This is a genomic window from Runella sp. CRIBMP (assembly GCF_009905605.1).
Classification (GTDB): Bacteria; Bacteroidota; Bacteroidia; order Cytophagales; family Spirosomataceae; genus Runella.
In genome coordinates this window covers 295,607-312,904 of record NZ_JAAAKZ010000003.1, presented here as the reverse complement: position 1 = coordinate 312,904, position 17,298 = coordinate 295,607, and the positions used below count along the sequence as shown (strand labels likewise).

At 44.9% G+C, this 17,298-nt stretch carries 10 protein-coding genes; 4 read left to right on the top strand and 6 right to left on the bottom strand.

All coding sequences use genetic code 11. The features are described from left to right. Positions 1–126: 126 nt before the first annotated feature. Positions 127–513: a hypothetical protein gene (locus GVN20_RS11205; RefSeq protein WP_166558410.1), complete on the top strand. Its 387-nt coding sequence runs from the start codon at positions 127–129 to the stop codon at positions 511–513. A 97-nt stretch (positions 514–610) separates the two neighbouring features. Here GVN20_RS11205 and GVN20_RS11200 read toward each other — a convergent pair whose 3' ends face one another. The 6 genes from GVN20_RS11200 to GVN20_RS11175 all read right to left on the bottom strand — a co-directional run bounded on the left by GVN20_RS11200 (position 611) and on the right by GVN20_RS11175 (position 9,410). Next, entirely contained in the window at positions 611–1,324 is a 714-nt protein-coding gene (locus GVN20_RS11200) for an outer membrane lipoprotein-sorting protein (protein ID WP_166558409.1), read from the bottom strand. A 57-nt stretch (positions 1,325–1,381) separates the two neighbouring features. After that, positions 1,382–3,949: a TonB-dependent receptor domain-containing protein gene (locus GVN20_RS11195; protein ID WP_166558408.1), complete on the bottom strand. Its 2,568-nt coding sequence runs from the start codon at positions 3,947–3,949 to the stop codon at positions 1,382–1,384. A gap of 231 nt (positions 3,950–4,180) precedes the next feature. Next, on the bottom strand, positions 4,181–6,298 hold the full coding sequence (locus GVN20_RS11190) for a M3 family metallopeptidase (protein WP_166558407.1): 2,118 nt from the start codon (positions 6,296–6,298) through the stop codon (positions 4,181–4,183). Positions 6,299–6,443: 145 nt separating this feature from the next. After that, a complete protein-coding gene (locus GVN20_RS11185; protein ID WP_166558406.1) occupies positions 6,444–7,262 on the bottom strand; it encodes a hypothetical protein in 819 nt (272 codons plus the stop codon). Between the two features lie 358 nt (positions 7,263–7,620). After that, positions 7,621–8,328, bottom strand: coding sequence for a LytTR family DNA-binding domain-containing protein (locus GVN20_RS11180; RefSeq protein ID WP_166558405.1), 708 nt, complete (start codon positions 8,326–8,328; stop codon positions 7,621–7,623). A 26-nt stretch (positions 8,329–8,354) separates the two neighbouring features. Next, positions 8,355–9,410, bottom strand: coding sequence for a sensor histidine kinase (locus tag GVN20_RS11175; protein ID WP_166558404.1), 1,056 nt, complete (start codon positions 9,408–9,410; stop codon positions 8,355–8,357). A gap of 315 nt (positions 9,411–9,725) precedes the next feature. Here GVN20_RS11175 and GVN20_RS11170 point away from each other — a divergent pair, with 315 nt between their 5' ends. The 3 genes from GVN20_RS11170 (at position 9,726) to GVN20_RS11160 (ending at position 17,272) form a co-directional block, all read left to right on the top strand. After that, positions 9,726–12,134, top strand: coding sequence for an ABC transporter permease (locus GVN20_RS11170; RefSeq protein WP_166558403.1), 2,409 nt, complete (start codon positions 9,726–9,728; stop codon positions 12,132–12,134). 141 nt (positions 12,135–12,275) lie between these two features. Further along, positions 12,276–14,744, top strand: coding sequence for an ABC transporter permease (locus GVN20_RS11165; protein WP_166558402.1), 2,469 nt, complete (start codon positions 12,276–12,278; stop codon positions 14,742–14,744). Positions 14,745–14,824: 80 nt separating this feature from the next. Beyond that, positions 14,825–17,272, top strand: coding sequence for an FtsX-like permease family protein (locus GVN20_RS11160; protein ID WP_166558401.1), 2,448 nt, complete (start codon positions 14,825–14,827; stop codon positions 17,270–17,272). Positions 17,273–17,298 lie beyond the last annotated feature (26 nt).

The window sequence follows — 17,298 nt, the reverse complement described above, 5'->3', positions numbered from 1 at the left end:
TTTTGAGCCCATCTACTAGAGCAATTAATTGGTAGATTAGACTAAAAGTGCGTTAAACGTTGGGTTTCCATTTCGTTCTAACCTTCGTAAACCAACAAAAAACAAGCAATTAAAATAACAGCAACCATGAAAAAGACCATCTTAGCCATCGCCGCTTTGGCTCTTTTGAGCATCGCAACTGTCAATGCCCAACGCGGCCAATATCCAAGCCAACGTCCTAATCACGCACCCCAATTCAACAATCCTCGGATTGACAATGCCTACCAAGAACTAAAAATCAACCGATTGGATAACATCGTCAAACTGACGCGCAAGCAGGAGAATGAGTTAAAAAGAATTGAGAACCATTATGACCGCATCCTGAGAGGAAGACGCCTCAGTGGCCGAGATATTCAGCGTTTGGAAAATGAAAAACAACGCGAAATTTGGTCCGTTTTGACACCCGTACAGCGTCAACGTTTAGCGGCCCACCAGCACAATCAAAAATTTGACCGCCCCTATCGCAGAGGTTAGTCATAAGAGAGTAAGCCATGAAAATAACCTGTTGAATAACCCCTAAATGCACAAAGCCGCCCCTTTCGGAGCGGCTTTGTGTTCAACACTTCACTTCTTACTTCGTTGGCTTCTTAAAAATAGCTTCGTCTACCTTGGCATTGACCGTCACTTTGTTGGTGATAAAAGTCAAAGCACCCATCTGACTGGTCATATCCATGGTATTGGCCATCTTGATGCCTTCTACCTCTTTATAATCTGAAAACATAATTTCGCCATCTTGACCATTTATCGTTGTTTTCAGCTTAGTCAACATAAAGGTGTTAGCATCAATGTATTGCTCCATCACCTGACCGTCTTTCGTCGTAACTTTGAGGTGATAAGCATCGTCTTTTTCTACTTTTTCTTTGCCTACCAGCTCTACTTTGTTGCCTTTTTCTTTGTAATTATACAACTCGCCAAATGGGTCTAATTGGCCCGCTTGCTGCTTCACCATTTCAGCAGGCATGTCTTCTGGGTCGCCCGTTCCACCCATCATGGCTGGGCGTATCATCCAACCCGTAGCACCCTCTACCACCTGCACCATAGAATTACCCATTACCGACGATTCTGTACGTAAGGCCTTGCCAACCACCACCGTCGTTTTGTTAGGGATTTCCATGTTTTGAACCGCGAGTGTGCGCTCAATCACTATTGTACTTACCCCTTTTAATTTATCTGCGCCGCCCATTGCTGCAATATGTTTATCCACGATTTCATCCACCGTTTGGGCGTACGAACTGATTGAAACGAAGGCGGCCAAGGTCGCAACCAAGAGTTTGTTAGTTTTCATTTTGTCAGGATTTTTAAGTTATAATGCGTTAATTATGAATAGGTTAAAGATACTCCACTAAGGTCTTGAGGCACCGCCTGCGGGAGCTGAGCCAGGCGCCGCTTGGCCGTTTCCTTCCGTCTTTACATCGTCATTGTTGACCGAGCGGGCTTTCTTTTTGGGAGCCTCCATGGTCATTTTTCCAATTTTGTAGGTGAATGTCATACGTACCCCTCGGTTGTAAAGGTACACATCACTTACCTGATTGAATTGAGCAGAATTGAGCTCGGTATGGATGTTAAAACGACGGCTCAGGAAGTTTTCTCCCGCCAATCCGATGCTACCTTTTTTGTTTTTAAACTCTTTCTTGATTCCTACGGTATAAAAACCGAATCCTCCCTGCATTCCTTGCAACTGCACCTGCGAACCTTGCAAAAACCCAAATGCCTGTGCCCCCCAACCATTCTTAAATTGCGCCTGCGAAAACATCCCACCACTTACGTTAAAACCATCGTTGGTTAGATTTTGCGAGACCCCGTTTTCTCCCATTGCTTGTCCGCTCAGGGTAGTGTAGAATACATTGGAGAAAATGCCCACATTGATTTTGGAGGTAACGGCAATGTTGGCAAAAATGTTGGTCCCGTAAGCGTGTTGACGGCCAATGTTTTCAAACGTAGTCACAATCGCACCTGCAAGGGTATCGGAAGGGCGTCGTACCTGCGAAATGGCGTTATTGGTCACGCGCCCGAAAAAGGTAGCATTTACAAATACTTTTTTGATGGTTTTGCTCAATCCTAATTCAAAATTATTGGTCAATTCAGGCCGCAAACTTGGGTTACCAATCGTGATATTTTGGGGGTTGGCGGCGTTGAAGTTAGGGTTCAACTGCTGCAATCCCGGGCGCTGAATCCGTCGGTTGTAGCCCAATTTTAAGGTCGTACCTTTAATGGTTTTAGAAGCATTGACGCTCGGCACCAAGACGCCATAATCACCGATTCCGATAGGACCACCTTCGCGGGTGCTGGCGTCGATAAATGTGTGCTCGTAGCGCAATCCTCCTTTGAAGGTGTAGCGTTTTTTAGTGGTGTAGGTGTAAGATGTGTAGCCCGCCGCTATGTTTTGGTGATAAATCAGCTCGCCAGAGGGTTGATTGATTTCTTTGGTAAATTCACCCGTTGGGCCCGCCAATAAATAGCGGTAATCGCTGGTCACTTCCCGAAAAATCCCTTTCGCGCCAAACTCCAGCAACTGGTTTTTCTTTATCGGTGTTTGATAATCCGTTTGCAACGTAAATTCCTGATTTACGTTAGCGTTAAGGTTCCGTTGCCGGCTTGTCAAACTGCCTTCGCTATTCAATAAATTGGCGTCAAAATCATTGGTCAAGCCATTGCGGCTGTAGAGCGTCGAAATGCTCCATTCTTGCTGAGGTTTTTTGTAAGTATGGAGGTAATCCACGTTGATATCAATCGTTCCTGACAGGTTTTTAGCATCTACATTGCGGCTTGAGGCCAACCCCGCCACCCCATTGGTAAATAGTCTTGTTACCAAATCTTGTTGGTTCACCATGTTTCGAACCCCATAACGTACCCCAGCCGTAATGCTTTGGTTTTTGGCCAAGTCGTAGTCAAAACCAAGGTTGTATTGCCCAAACAACATATTGCTACTGCCATCGCCCGTTTGTCGGGTCAGCGTGGTGATACCATTGACGATGCCCGTTTGTTCCAAACTCGTTTTGGTAATTATGTTATAGTTGGCGCGGCCAAATCCACCGAGTGTAAATCCTGCTTTCCCCTTTCGGTAACTTCCGTTGAGCGCCAACGAAGAGCCACGGTTGCCCACGCCACCATCTATGTTCAGGTTCATACCCTGAAGGCTGTTTTTCTTGGTAATGATGTTGATAATCCCTGCCGAGCCTTCAGCATCGTATTTTGCCGACGGGCTGGTAATCACTTCCACGGTTTTGATTTGGTCGGCGGGAATTTGTTTCAACGCGTCGGATACACTGCTGGCTATAATGGTACTAGGTTTATTGTTAATCAACACCCTAATATTTTGACTACCCCGCAGCGATACGTTACCGTCTAAATCTACCGTGAGCAAGGGCACTTTGCGCAATACATCGGCCGCGTCTCCCCCTTTGGCGGAGATGTCTTTGTCGGCATTGTACACCAAACGGTCCACTTTTTCTTCAATCAAAGCGGCTTGCCCAGTTACGACTACTTCACTGAGAGTCTGCACATTAGCCCCAAGTTTTATCACCCCAAGATCTAGTTCTTGGCCTTTGGCGAGCGTTATGTTTTCAATCGTTTTGTTCTTAAACCCCAGAAAAGAAATGAGCAAACGATACTCTCCTTCCACGATTTTGTTCAAAACAAATCTCCCTTTTTCGTCAGCAACAGTCCCATCTACTGCTTTGCCAGTACTTTTGTTGTAGAGCGCAATATTGGCAAATTCGACGGCTTTAGTAACCGATGAATCCACCACAAAACCCGTGATTTTAGAGCTACCTTTCGGCGTTTGGTCACCCGCCGTTCCAGGTAGAGCTTTGGTCGGAGCGGCTCCCCCCATTGGAAACTGCGCCATTGCGGGCGTCAGGAGGGCAGAGGCAAGAAGTGTAATAGCGAGAAGAAAATAAATTTTTTTCATGGTTGCGTGATTGATGCAACAAAGGTGAGTCGGAATTAATCACGCAGAAAGCAAAATAGGATAAAGCCCGGAATCGAAAGGATAGACAGGCCATATTGACTGATGGAAAGCAAACCCGATTATTATATCTACCCCCAAGACTCGGGCTTCTCCAAAGCAAAAAAAGGAGACCTGAACAAACGTTCAAATCTCCTTAATACTGATAACAATTAACGGATAACCGACAACTCCTTAATTCACGTCCTTCATCAATCCCCGACGGCGCAGGAGCGGTTTAATGTCTGGCTCGGCACCACGGAAGTTGAGGTAAAGTGACATCGGTTCGTCGGTTCCGCCTTTTTCGAGTACATTTTTACGGAAAGATTGAGCCGATTTGGGGTCAAAAAGGCCTTTTTGCTTAAAAACTTCAAACGCATCGGCATCCAACACCGCCGACCAAATGTAGCTGTAATAGCCTGCCGAATACCCGCCCGAGAAAATATGCTGGAAATAAGTAGTGCGATAACGCGGCGGAATTTGAGAAATCAGGCCGATTTTATCCATCGCTTCTTTTTCAAACGTCAGCACATCCGTTGGCGTTTGACCAGGTTTTAAAGTGTGGTAACTCATGTCAAGCAACGATGCCGCCAAGTATTCCGACGTTTCAAAGCCCTGATTGAACAAACTGCTTTTTTTCATTTTTTCAATAAGTGCCTCAGGGATCACCGCGCCTGTTTGGTAATGTTTGGCGTACAATTTCAACATTTCTGGCTCGGTTGCCCAGTTTTCCATGATTTGTGAAGGCAACTCTACAAAATCACGCGGCACCGACGTACCCGACAGGCTTCCGTAATTGACGTTGGACAGTAGGCCGTGCAACGCGTGCCCAAACTCATGAAAGAACGTCTGCACTTCATCCATGCTGAGCAAGGCGGGAGCACTTCCCGAAGGGCGGGAAAAATTACAAACGATAGAAACTACTGGAGCTATCCGCTTGCCGTTTTCCATTTCTTGCTTACGGTAACTCGTCATCCAGGCACCGCCGCGCTTGCTCGCGCGCGGATGAAAATCCATGTATATGACGCCCAAGTGTTGCCCATTGGCCTCTTTTACTTCATAGGCTGTGGCCTCTTCGTGGTACACGGGAATATCGGCACGCGACTCAAATTTCAGGCCGTAGAGTCGTTCGCAAAGCGTAAAAATACCCTTACGCACGTTTTCCAACGAAAAATAAGGACGTAATTCCTCTTCGTTGAGGTCATATTTTTGCTTACGCAATTTTTCGGCATAGTAGCGCCAATCCCAACTTTCTAGTTTTTCGTTTTTGCCGTCTTTGTCCATCAAGGTCTGCAACTCAGTCGCTTCCTGTTTGGTCACGGGCACGGTGGCAGTCCACAATTGGTTCAACAACTCGCTCACTTTGGTGGATGTTTTCGACATGCTCTCTTCCAACACGTAGGCCGCATGGTTTTCGTAACCAAGCAAGGCCGCTTTTTCGGCCCGCAACGCCACGATGTTTGTCATGATGGCTTTGTTGTCGTAAGCGTCGTTGTGGTTTCCGCGTTCGAGGTAGGCTTTCAAAATCTTTTCCCGTAATGAACGATTATCGGCATATTGCAAAAAAGGCATAATGCTGGGGTTTTGTAACGTAAACACCCATTTACCTTCCATTTTTCGCTTTTTGGCATCATCGGCAGCGGCGGCAACCAGCGACTCTGGCAAGCCACTCAAGTCTTCTTTTTTATCAATCACCAACGTATAATTGTTGTTTTCGGCCAACAGATTCTGACCGAATTTTAAAGTTAGCAGCGACATTTCGGCGTTGATTTTACGCATCCGTTCTTGCTTCTCGGCCGAGAGGGCCGCACCGCTACGCACAAAGCTTTTGTAGGTTTTTTCGAGCAACATCAGCTGTTCTCGCGTTAATTTTGCGGTACTACGTTGGTCATAAACGGTTTTTACCCGCTTAAACAATTCTGTATTCAGTTGAATATCGTCGCGGTGCTTAGACATTTTTGGCGACAGCGTCTGGGCAATTTTCTGAATACCTTCGTTGGTATTGGCGCTGTTAAAATTAAAAAACACGCTTCCGACGCGGTCTAGCAAATCCCCGCTGTTTTCCAGCGCCAAAATCGTATTGGTAAAGGTTGGCGCTTCTTTTTGGGCGGTAATGGCCGCAATCTCCGCCGCCTGTTGTTTCATGCCTTCGATAAAAGCGGGTTCAAAATGCTCATTTTTGATTTGAGCAAAGGGCGGCACGCCAAAAGGCGTGTTGTAGTTACTAAAAAAAGGGTTTTGAGAAGCAACATCCATCGATACAAGCGCAGTCAAGTAAATTACTGATAATAAAATGGTTACGGTCTTTTTCATCGCAGTACGTTAATGAAGTTTAAAACAAAAGGCCAAAGGTAGAGGCAGATTGGCAAATATCAAACGATGGTTATTTTTAAAAAACTCATAAAAAAACTCGTCGGATATTATCCGACGAGTAAAGCAATATTGACAGTGGTGATTTCTAATAACGATATTCATACAAAACATCTGACAATGCATCTCGTTTAATCAGCATTCTAGAAACACGGCCTTTAATGTCAAAAGTATATTCAAAATCAAGCACAAAAGTACTGCCACTTAAGGAAGGGACACTAATCACTGCCTTTTTCAACAATTTACTGCTGTATTTCCCTAAAAAATCACCTCTGAAAGATAAATGGTTAGTCGTCCAATAGGTAACTTCCTGGCGAATGGTATTGGGGTAATCAGTGTATTCATATGAGATATTCACTCTTTCCCCTTGATGGGTTGTACCTTTCCACTCCAATAAATCTCCGTTTCCACTGTATTTTAAGGTTGTCAGGTAAAGTTTATCCGTCATGGCCACCAAATAGCCATTTTTATAAAAATATTGATTATTAGCCTCCTTCCCACTTGGAAAAAAACCCACGGCACTTTCAGCTAAGCCGTTCTGATCGAGTTGAAAGTTGAGTTCCTGCTTACCAAATCTACCAGTAGCTTTGCGAGCCGTTTGGTCAAGGGTAATATCAAGTACCGGACCTCTATCCGTAGAGATTTGCACTAATTGCTCCTGTGCATTGTAACCAAACTTAAAAGTATCAACGAATACACTACCCAGCGCAACATTTACCGATTTAGGAAGGGCATTAACTATCAAGGGAGACTGAATATCTGGATGTTCATCGGTATATTTTTTCGCTTTTTCGGCAAGCGTCAGTTCTGGTACAGTAGGGATTGGGGGTTCTTCGGAGTCTATTTTTTCACAAGCCAACAATCCCATTGCCAACACAAGAATAGAAATTAGAACGGCGAATTTCATAAGTTATTGAATTATAACACATTACATTAAAGTAATATAACGTCTGTCACTCTATTTTAGTACGTTTTTCAAACATTTTCGACGGCTAACTACCTCGGAATATCATCGTTTTCTTTAACCACATAATCCAACGAGTATGGCAAATAAAAAAACACCCCTCCGGCATCGCCAAAAGGGTGTAAGTCTATTATCTATCTACTTAAATAAATTAAGCAACTTTAAAACTACTATTCTGCGTCAATAACTACAATAAAACTCAGCCAGAGAGGATGAATTTATCGACAGATGCACTCTCTAACCAGAGAAATAAGTTCGGGCAAACAAGCCCCATTTGTCTCCTGTATAAGCCTAAATTCTTCTATACGCCCATTAATTCCTTAAAAGTATCCTTGTACAAATCGCCCACCGAAAGTGTTGTTTTTCCGATAGAAACGGCATTTCTGCTGATTGAATCCACTTTATGAATGGCGACAATAAATGAGCGGTGTATCCGGAGAAACCTTGAGGGAGGTAGCTTATCTTCGATGGCTTTCAGGCGACTCAGCGTAATGATGGGGGCGGCAGGCGCGGTGAGATGAATCTTGACGTAATCCTTGAACGATTCGATGTACAAAATAGAATCAAAATCTACCCGAATCAGTTTGTAGTCAGATTTCACAAACATGCAGTTGTCTTGAAAGTTATTTTCAGCCAACTCAAAATGGTTTTTTCCCTTGGTGGCGGCCCTTAAAAACTCTTCGTAACTGAATGGTTTCATCAGATAATCAAGCGCATCTACTTTGTAGCCTTCGACCGCAAACTGGTTGTAGGCCGTGGTAAACACAATGCGGGTTTGCACCAATGAATTTGTTTGGCTGATAATCCGCGCCAGCTCCATTCCGTTTAAATCCGGCATCTGAATATCCAAAAAAACAAGGTGTATTGGCTGGTTATGAATGGCTTGTAGCGCTTCCACCCCGTTGGCATACTGGCCCGTTAAATTCAAAAAGGGAGTTTGCTCCACAAAAGTATTGAGCAGCCCGAGTGCAGGTGGTTCATCATCTACGGTAATACAATTTAATTTCATGGCTTTTTTGGTGGGAATGGCGGTATCTACAATTCTACTTTCAACTCAACTTGGTAGGTTTTGTTTTCAAAATCTTCATCAATGATAAGCGAATGTCGACCAGGATAGAGTAAATCAAGCCTTCGTTTGGTATTAACTAGCCCAATGCCTCCGTTGGTATCCCCAACGGCATCCTTATTGGCGTGTATTTGATTCTTTACTTTTAGGGTTAGGAAGCCATTTTGGGCGTTGAGTGCAATCAAAATGGCCGTTTTGTTCAGCGAACTGGTTCCGTGTTTGAAAGCATTTTCAATAAATGGCAACAGAAGCATTGGCGCTACCGAATATTCATGATCCGCCTTAAATTCCTGAACCTCCAAGGTTGTACAGGCATGAAGGCGTAATTTCATCAATTCAATATAGTCATTCATGAAAGAAATCTCCTGACTCAACAACGCCCTCTCCAACGGGGTTTCGTACAATAGATAACGCATCATGCGGGAAAGTTTCAAAATAGCCTCTCTCGACACTGGAATATCTGAATAGGTCAGGGCATAAATATTGTTGAGGGTATTGAAAAAAAAATGAGGGTTTATCTGCGCTTTCAACAACGCCAATTCAGAAGCAATGTGCTGTTTCTCAATCATTTCATGCTTTTTGGCTTCTGCCTGCCACCGTTGAGCGGCGGCAAAACCTGTACTGACCACCATAACCAAAATAGCAACCATAAACAGGTGCACATCAAGTGTATATTTACTCTTAACGCTTTTACTGCCTTTTAAGGCCGCCATTTGCTCGTTTACATGAAGATTAATTTCTATGATTCGGGCCAGTATCAAAAAACAAACGATGGCCCCCACAAACCACCCAATAAACACCGTTTTTTTTTCATTGACTAAAAACGCGGGGACCATGTAAAGTGCGTTGAAATAAAACATCCCTGCCAACATAAAAAAATTCAGAATCTGCTTGACCCAGAAGGCCGTAGGAACGGTCATATCCCAAGTAAGGGGTGGATAAAAAAGGACAATAAATCCAAGCAGCAACCACACCATTAGGTGCACAAAAACGGTTAAACTGCTGATTGATTTTCCTAATTCCATTACATTAAGTTTGCTACAAGATTAGAACGAATTAGGGGAAAGCTCAAACTTAATCGACAGAAAGACCATTTTTACGGGCGTATCTTAAAACTTTATCGGGGAAAATATAGAGGGGAAAACCCGCTTCAATGCAGTTTAGCAGTATTAAATCAGGCAAAAAATCAATCGTTGGCATGTCCGCAAACGAAGCTAAACCTGTCCGTTTGCGGACATTTTTTTTAGAAACTAAAAACACAAATCTTTATTTATCAACTACTTACTCTTCTGGTACATCATTTGAACAATTCTCAACAGGCCTTTTCTTCTTCTTTTGTTATGATACGGAATTATCTCAAAACCACATTGCGCAACTTGTGGAAACACAAGGCATTTACATTCATCAATGTATTTGGTTTGGCGGCGGGCCTGACGGCCTGTCTGCTGATTGGCTTGTATATCCAACACGAACTGAGTTTTGACCAATTTCACCAAAACGGTTTCCGCATTGCACGGGCGGTGATGCATTACAGCATTGAAGGAACCTCCAACAAAACCGTTATGACGGGCACCAAAGTCGGGCCAGCGTTTCGGCGCGACTTTCCCGAGGTAGAAGGCTTCGTTCGGGTCTCCGACCCTGCCCACTCTCAAAGTACCGTCGTGGTCAAACAAGGTGACTTGTTGTTTAATGAGCCTCGCTTTTGCTGGGCCGACTCATCTTTCTTTGATTTCTTTTCGTTCAAATTATTGAAAGGAAACCCCAAAACAGTACTCAACGCTCCAAATCAGGTGGTTTTGACGGCCTCAACCGCCCAAAAATACTTTGGAACAGAAGAACCCGTGGGCAAAATCATTCGGTTAGAAGACAAAGTGGACTATTTAGTGACAGGCATTGCCGAAGATGCTCCCTCCAATTCTCAATTACAATTTGACTTTGTGGCGTCTCTCCACTCACTTTCGGCCGCTAAAACCGAGACGTGGTGGAACGCCAATTACGTCACTTATTTACTGCTACGCCCTTCTACTTCGATAGCTGCGCTTCAGTCAAAAATCGCCTCGTACATGCGCCAACAGTCGGCCGAAACCGAAATGACTGGCAACAATTTTGTAACTTATCTGCTCGAACCGCTCGCCGATGTTCACCTCTATTCTGAAGCCCAAGGCGGCATGAGCGCCGCTGGCGACATCACCTACGTCTATATTTTTCTGGTTATTGCCTTGCTTATTTTGGTCATTGCCGCCACCAACTACATGAACCTCACCACCGCCCGCGCCACCGAGCGCGCCAAGGAAGTGGGCATGAGAAAAGTACTGGGAGCCTTGCGCGGGCAGTTATTTTGGCAGTTTTTGAGCGAGTCGTTGGTGCTTACCTTGATTGCGTTGGCGCTGAGTTTAGCGGCGGCAGCGACGTTTTTGCCGTTGTTTAATCAACTTTCTCAACGCCAACTTTCATTCAACGTTCTCTTTCAACCCGTTGGAATCCTGTCATTGACGGGCATTTGGTTATTGGTCAGTTTTGTAGCGGGAAGTTATCCTGCTTTGGCTTTATCCTACTTCCAACCCATCAAAGTACTGAAAGGCGCGTTTAAAAATACGGCTTCGGGGTTGTTGTTGCGTAAATCCTTGATTGTGTTACAGTTCATCATTTCCGTTTTTCTGATTGTGAGTACACTCGTGGTCAACAATCAGATGAATTATATCCAAAACAAAAAACTAGGCTACGATAAACAGCACATTATTGCTCTACCCACGGATGGGCGCATCAACAAAAATCTGAAGGCGCTGAAAAATGAATTTACGCAAAACCCCAACGTCAAAAATATAGCACTGGCGTACGAAACACCCACGTTCATTCAATGGGGCGACGGTGTGGAAACCGTAGGCACGTCCAATCCCGTTCAGAAGATGATTACGGCATTTCCTGGCGATGAGGATTTGGCCAAAACCTTAGATATAAAGATCATTGCGGGCAGCGACCTTACCGAGACCGACATGCAACTGCTCAACGCCGAAGATGATTCCAAGAGCGATTATCGCTTTTTAATCAACGAAACGCTGGCCAAACAACTAGGCTGGAAGCCGCAGGAAGCCGTTGCAAAAAAAATCAAATTGGGCGGTCGTTTGGGAGAAATCAAGGGCGTTTTTCGCGATTTTCACTTTGCTTCGATGAAACAACCCATCGGTTCTTTGGGTATTTTTCCAGTCACTTGGGGCAACGTATTGTTGGTTAAAATGACGGGAAATAATATTGCGCAAACGCTGTCTTTTCTGGAAAGCAAATGGAAAACGCTTGCGCCTCATCGTCCATTCAGCTACACCTTCCTTGATGAAGAATACCGCCAAATGTACGCCAACGAAAACCGCATCAGCCGCGTGTTTACGGTGTTTGCGGGCTTGGCTATTTTATTGGCCTGTTTGGGATTGTTCGGTTTGGTGGCATACACTACCGCCCAACGCACCAAGGAAATCGGCATTCGGAAAGTGTTGGGCGCTTCGGTGTTGGGAATCACGGCGTTGTTGTCAAAAGATTTCTTAAAACTCGTGTTGATTGCCATCGTCATCGCATCGCCTATCGCGTGGTATGCCATGAACGAGTGGCTCAAAGACTTTGTCTACCGCATGGACATCCAATGGTGGGTATTTGGATTGGCGGGAGTTGTTGCCGTCGGTATTGCTTTATTAACGGTCAGTGCGCAATCCATCCGAGCCGCCCTGATGAATCCCGTAAAATCTTTGAAATCGGAGTAGGGGCACGTTTGCCTGGATACAACGAAAATGCTGATCTGGGCAAACACATATTAACTTTGATTAGGCTCAAATTTCTCATAGTCGGTGGCAGTGGATAGGGCAGACGCGAGGCCTGCCCCTACGGTTTAAACTTAAAATATCATGATACGCAACTATCTCAAAATCGCCATCCGTAACCTTGTCAACAACAAGGTTCTTTCCTTTATCAATATCGCTGGGTTGGCAGTAGGAATGGCGGTGTGTCTTTTGATTGTACTGTTTATCAAGGACGAACTACATTTTGATACTTTTTTCAAGAAAACACCGCAAATCTATCAGGTCAATATTGACGGAAATTTTGGCGGCTCAGAGTTGCTGGGAGGTTATACGCCACCGCCGGCGGGCAAAACGTTGATGGCCGAATTTCCGGAAATAGAAACTTACACGCGCACCTTTCAAATCATGGATTTGGTGGTGAGCCACGAGCAAAATGGCAAAAAAGACCATTTCTTCGACGAGAAAAACATCATGGCCGTTGACTCCAACTTTCTGGAAATCTTCGACTTTGCGCTCCAAAAAGGAAATGCGGCTACCTGCCTGCAAAACACGGACGATGTGGTGATTACTGAAACAATGGCTAAAAAATACTTTGGCGACAGCGACCCTATCAATAAGGTGCTTTTATTTGGCGAACGCCCTCGGAAAGTCACGGCGGTATTGAAGGATATTCCGAGTCAGTCTTCGATGCAATTCGATTTTTTGGTTCCTATCCGCAGTGTTCAGGTTGTCAGTTATTTTGACTGGAGTTGGGTATGGCTCAACGTGAGTACGTTTGTGGTGCTCAATGATAAGATTGCTCAAAACCCCGAGCGGATTCGGCAATTGGAAGCCAAATTTCCCGCCATGATTCGCAAACACGCCCAGTATGCATTCAATCGAATTGGACAACCGTATGACGAATTCATTAAAAAAGGCGGCAAATGGGAGTTTATTCTACAGCCTTTTCAAGATGTTCATCTTCATTCGGGCAAAATAAGCGTGTTTTATGAAAACACAGGCGACATTAAACAGGTCTATATGTTTGGCATTATTGCCATCTTTATCATTTTGCTGGCCTGCGTCAATTTTATGAATCTATCGACGGCCCGCTCGCTCAAGCGTGCCAAAGAAGTGGGCGTACGAAAGACGCTCGGTTCTTTTCAGAGTAGCCTTATCAAACAATTTTTATCCGAATCGCTGCTGTATAGCTTTTTAGCTACGGTCTTGGCATTGGTAATTATCTCTGTATCATTGCCGTGGTTCAATCAAATTTCAGGCAAGGCCATTGCTTTTAACGCTCTTTTTGAAGGTGGTTTTGGCCTATTTATTGTGTTGCTCATGCTCACTACGGGCATGCTGGCGGGAAGTTATCCTGCCTTTTATCTTACTTCGTTCAAACCCATCGAAGTATTAAAAACGAATTCCATTAAAACGAACATTGCTCATTTGTTGGTTCGAAATGGCTTAGTCGTTTTTCAATTTGCGGTCTCTACGGCGTTGATTATCTGCACGATTGTAGTCTTTCAACAACTGCGTTTTACACAAAATAAAGATTTGGGACTCACGAAAGAAAACGTCATTGTCATTCCTAATGCACAGCGTCTGGAACAAAGTCAGGAAGCATTCCGACAGGAAATTGCTCGTATTCCCGATATTATTCACACTTCCATCAGTACCAACGTGCCGTTGAGTGGCCGTTTTGGTGATTTCTATCTCCCTGAGCAACATACGGGCGACAAGCAGATTGCCAAAGATCTGACGCTTTTCTCGTTTATGACGGACGACGAGTTTATCAAAACTCTTGATATTAAACTCACGAAAGGCCGCGGTTTCTCTAAAGAATTCAACGATTCGACTTCGGTGATTTTGAACGAAGCGGCAGTGAAGAAAATTGGCTGGAAAGACCCAATAGGTAAATACATAGATTATCCTGGCGGGGATATGCAGCGCTTTAAAGTCATTGGCGTTGTGAAAGATTTTGATGTTCAAACGGTTCATAACGTGAAGTCGCCTTTTGCGTTGTTTCACCATTCCTCCAAAACGTATCAAGAATCCAACTCTTACGTATTGGCCCGTATCAGCGGCGAAAATGTGGACAAAGTGTTGACAACCATCGAGAAACAGTGGAAAAGCTACGCACCCGGTACTCCGTTTACTTATACTTTCTTAGATGAATCATTTGCCAAAGCATATCAACGCGAACAGCGCACGGGCGTTGTCTTCGGCATTTTTACGGGATTGGCCATTTTGATTGCCTGTTTAGGTTTGTTTGGATTGATTGCGTACATGGCCGAAACCAAAACCAAAGAAATAGGCATTCGCAAAGTGATGGGAGCTTCTGTCAGTCAAATCATTATGCTCCTGTCGAAGGGCTTTCTCAAATTAGTTATCGTTTCTTTTGTGATTGCCGCGCCTGCCGCGTGGTGGGCTATGAATCAGTGGCTTACAGGCTTTGCGTATCCCATTGACATCAGTTGGTGGATGTACGCCATGGCAGGCTCAATGGCGTTATTGATTGCGATTTTCACAGTAAGTTTTCAGGCAGTTAAAGCCGCCTTAATGAATCCCGTAACCTCTTTGAAATCGGAGTGAAATTTCGGAGAACGGGAGCAAGAAAAACAGAATAAGTATATTTTCCATAACTCCGTTTTCCATGTTCCAAACAAAAAACCATGTTACGCAATTACATTAGCATTGCTTTTCGGCAAATTCGTAAAAATAAACTCTTTTCCTTCGTCAATTTTGCAGGATTGACATTGGGGCTGACGTTTTGTTTTTTGACGTTCATCTGGTACCGTTTTGAACACTCTTACGACCGCCACTATCCTACAACCGACCGGCTGTATCGCCTGAATTATGAGCTTAATTTTACGGGAAGTGCTTTCACCATCACGCGCTCACCAGCGCCTTTTGCGCCAATGCTCCCGAATTATTTCCCCGAAATTGAGCAAACTACGCGATTTTATCCCCGTAGCATCAGCGTACGAGTCCCGGGCCAAGACCAGGGCTTTGAGGTAGAAAATGCTTTTTTTGCCGATTCAACCACCATGCAGGTCTTTGGCTTTGAAACCCTCCAAGGCGACCCTGACCGCGCACTACACACTCCATTTTCGATTGTATTGACCGACAAAACGGCCCTGCGCTTTTTTGGCAAAGAAGATTGTATGGGCAAACAGTTAATGCTCGCCAATCAGGGACCTTTCACGGTGGGCGGCGTGATACGCGCCCTGCCCGAAAACGCTCACTTTACCTTTGATTTTCTGGCTCCTTTTCGCAATATCGCCGATGTGGAGCCTGATTTTGCCCGTGAAGGCATCCTAGACGTTATCCAAAACAACAAATTGGCCTCTTATGCCACTACCTACGTATTACTAAAAAAAGGGGCAAAAGCCTCCTCTGTCAACGCACGCTTCAAGGATTTTGTCCTTAAAAACGGTATGAAAGAAGTACGGGACAAACAAAACTTCGCCCTCTTTCCCGTACGCGACATCCACTTACAATCAACGGCGGAGGGCGAAGTTGTTCCTACTGCCAACCCCGATTTCTTACAAATATTCTCCCTGATTGGAGTACTCATTCTGGCCATTGCGGTGGTTAATTTCATCAATCTCAGCACCGCCGCCCAGCTGAGTCGCGCCAAAGAGGTGGGCGTGCGAAAAGTACTTGGCTCCCAGTCGTGGCAAATCGTCCGTCAATTATTGACGGAAACTTTTTTATTGGGTCTTCCTGCTTTTTTGCTGGCCCTACTGCTCACAAAACAGTTTTTGGGCCAAATGGAAACCTTTTTTGGTCGCAAACCCGACTTTTCTTTCGTCCAAAATGCAGAAATGCTTTTGCTGTTTTTTGGCGTATTTACAACGGCTTGTTTATTAGCAGGGGTATACCCAGCCGTTTTTGCTTCGCACTTCAAAGCCACCGACATTTTTCGTGGCAAAGCCAGCGGCAAAGGCCAAGGGGGCAATTGGCTCACCCAAGGTCTCATTACCCTGCAATTCACGGTAGCGGTCGCCCTGCTTGCAGGTGCCGGAATTGTCTTGCGGCAGATTGACTATTTGAAAAACCGCCCCTTGGGATTCAACCGTGACATGACGCTGGCGGTGCCGCTATTCAGTCAAAATATGAACAACCTGTTTTCGCCTGGTGACCAACAACTACGCAATCGGACCAATGCGTTTGAGGAAAAATTACTGCAAAACCCTTCCATTAGAGCCGTTACCTTGGCTTCAAACCTACCGGGAATGGGCGGTGCGCGTCACCCCATAGCGACCGAAAAAATCAGAATTGAAGACGGCGTGGTTCTTCCGGGTATCTCGGTAGACTATGACTTCATTAAAACCTTCGACCTGAAAATAGTAGCAGGTCGCGATTTTGACAAAACCTACGGCACTGATCATTTAGAGGGTTTTATTATCAACAACGAAGCGGTAAAAGCCCTTCATTTTGGGTCACCGCAGGCGGCTATTGGCCAGAATATCCAACGCGGTGGCAAAAAAGGCCGAGTGGTAGGAGTGGTCAATGATTTCCACTCCGAAAACCTTCGTACGGGCCTAAGCCCCTTATTTATGGAGGTAAGTCCAGGAACATTTTCTCAATTTGGCATTAAAATTTCATCGACCAATATACCCGCGACATTGGCTTATGTAGAAAAAACGTGGAAAGAATTTTTCCCAGAAAAAGTTTTTGAACACCGCTTTTTGGATGAGTCGCTCGCTGATAGCTACCTGGAAGAAAGTCGATTTGCCTCGCTCATTGGGTTGTTTGCGGGGGTGGCTATTTTCTTATCCTGTTTTGGTTTATTTGGCATGATTGCGTTTGTGGTGCGGCAGCGTACCAAAGAAATCGGCATCCGAAAAGTGCTGGGCGCAAGCGTAGGGAGTGTCGTAACGCTCTTGTCGGCCGATTTTATCAAACTCATCTTCGTCGCCATTCTCATTGCCAGTCCGATTGCTTATTTTTTCTTAAATAAATGGCTGGCCAATTTTGCATATCGTATCACTATTCAATGGTGGATTTTTGCGGTGGCTGGACTGGTCGCGATAATCGTTGCCCTATTTACCATCAGTTTTCACAGTATCAAAGCCGCATTGGCCAATCCCGTGAAGTCATTAAAAACGGAGTAGGGGCAGGCCTCGCGTCTGCCTTTACC

Coding starts and splice junctions, on each gene's coding strand:
- GVN20_RS11175 (WP_166558404.1), bottom strand. CDS start 9,410: ATGGAATTAGGAAAATCAATCAGCAGTTTAACCGTTTTTGTGCACCTA.
- GVN20_RS11180 (WP_166558405.1), bottom strand. CDS start 8,328: ATGAAATTAAATTGTATTACCGTAGATGATGAACCACCTGCACTCGGG.
- GVN20_RS11165 (WP_166558402.1), top strand. CDS start 12,276: ATGATACGCAACTATCTCAAAATCGCCATCCGTAACCTTGTCAACAAC.
- GVN20_RS11205 (WP_166558410.1), top strand. CDS start 127: ATGAAAAAGACCATCTTAGCCATCGCCGCTTTGGCTCTTTTGAGCATC.
- GVN20_RS11170 (WP_166558403.1), top strand. CDS start 9,726: ATGATACGGAATTATCTCAAAACCACATTGCGCAACTTGTGGAAACAC.
- GVN20_RS11200 (WP_166558409.1), bottom strand. CDS start 1,324: ATGAAAACTAACAAACTCTTGGTTGCGACCTTGGCCGCCTTCGTTTCA.
- GVN20_RS11190 (WP_166558407.1), bottom strand. CDS start 6,298: ATGAAAAAGACCGTAACCATTTTATTATCAGTAATTTACTTGACTGCG.
- GVN20_RS11185 (WP_166558406.1), bottom strand. CDS start 7,262: ATGAAATTCGCCGTTCTAATTTCTATTCTTGTGTTGGCAATGGGATTG.
- GVN20_RS11160 (WP_166558401.1), top strand. CDS start 14,825: ATGTTACGCAATTACATTAGCATTGCTTTTCGGCAAATTCGTAAAAAT.
- GVN20_RS11195 (WP_166558408.1), bottom strand. CDS start 3,949: ATGAAAAAAATTTATTTTCTTCTCGCTATTACACTTCTTGCCTCTGCC.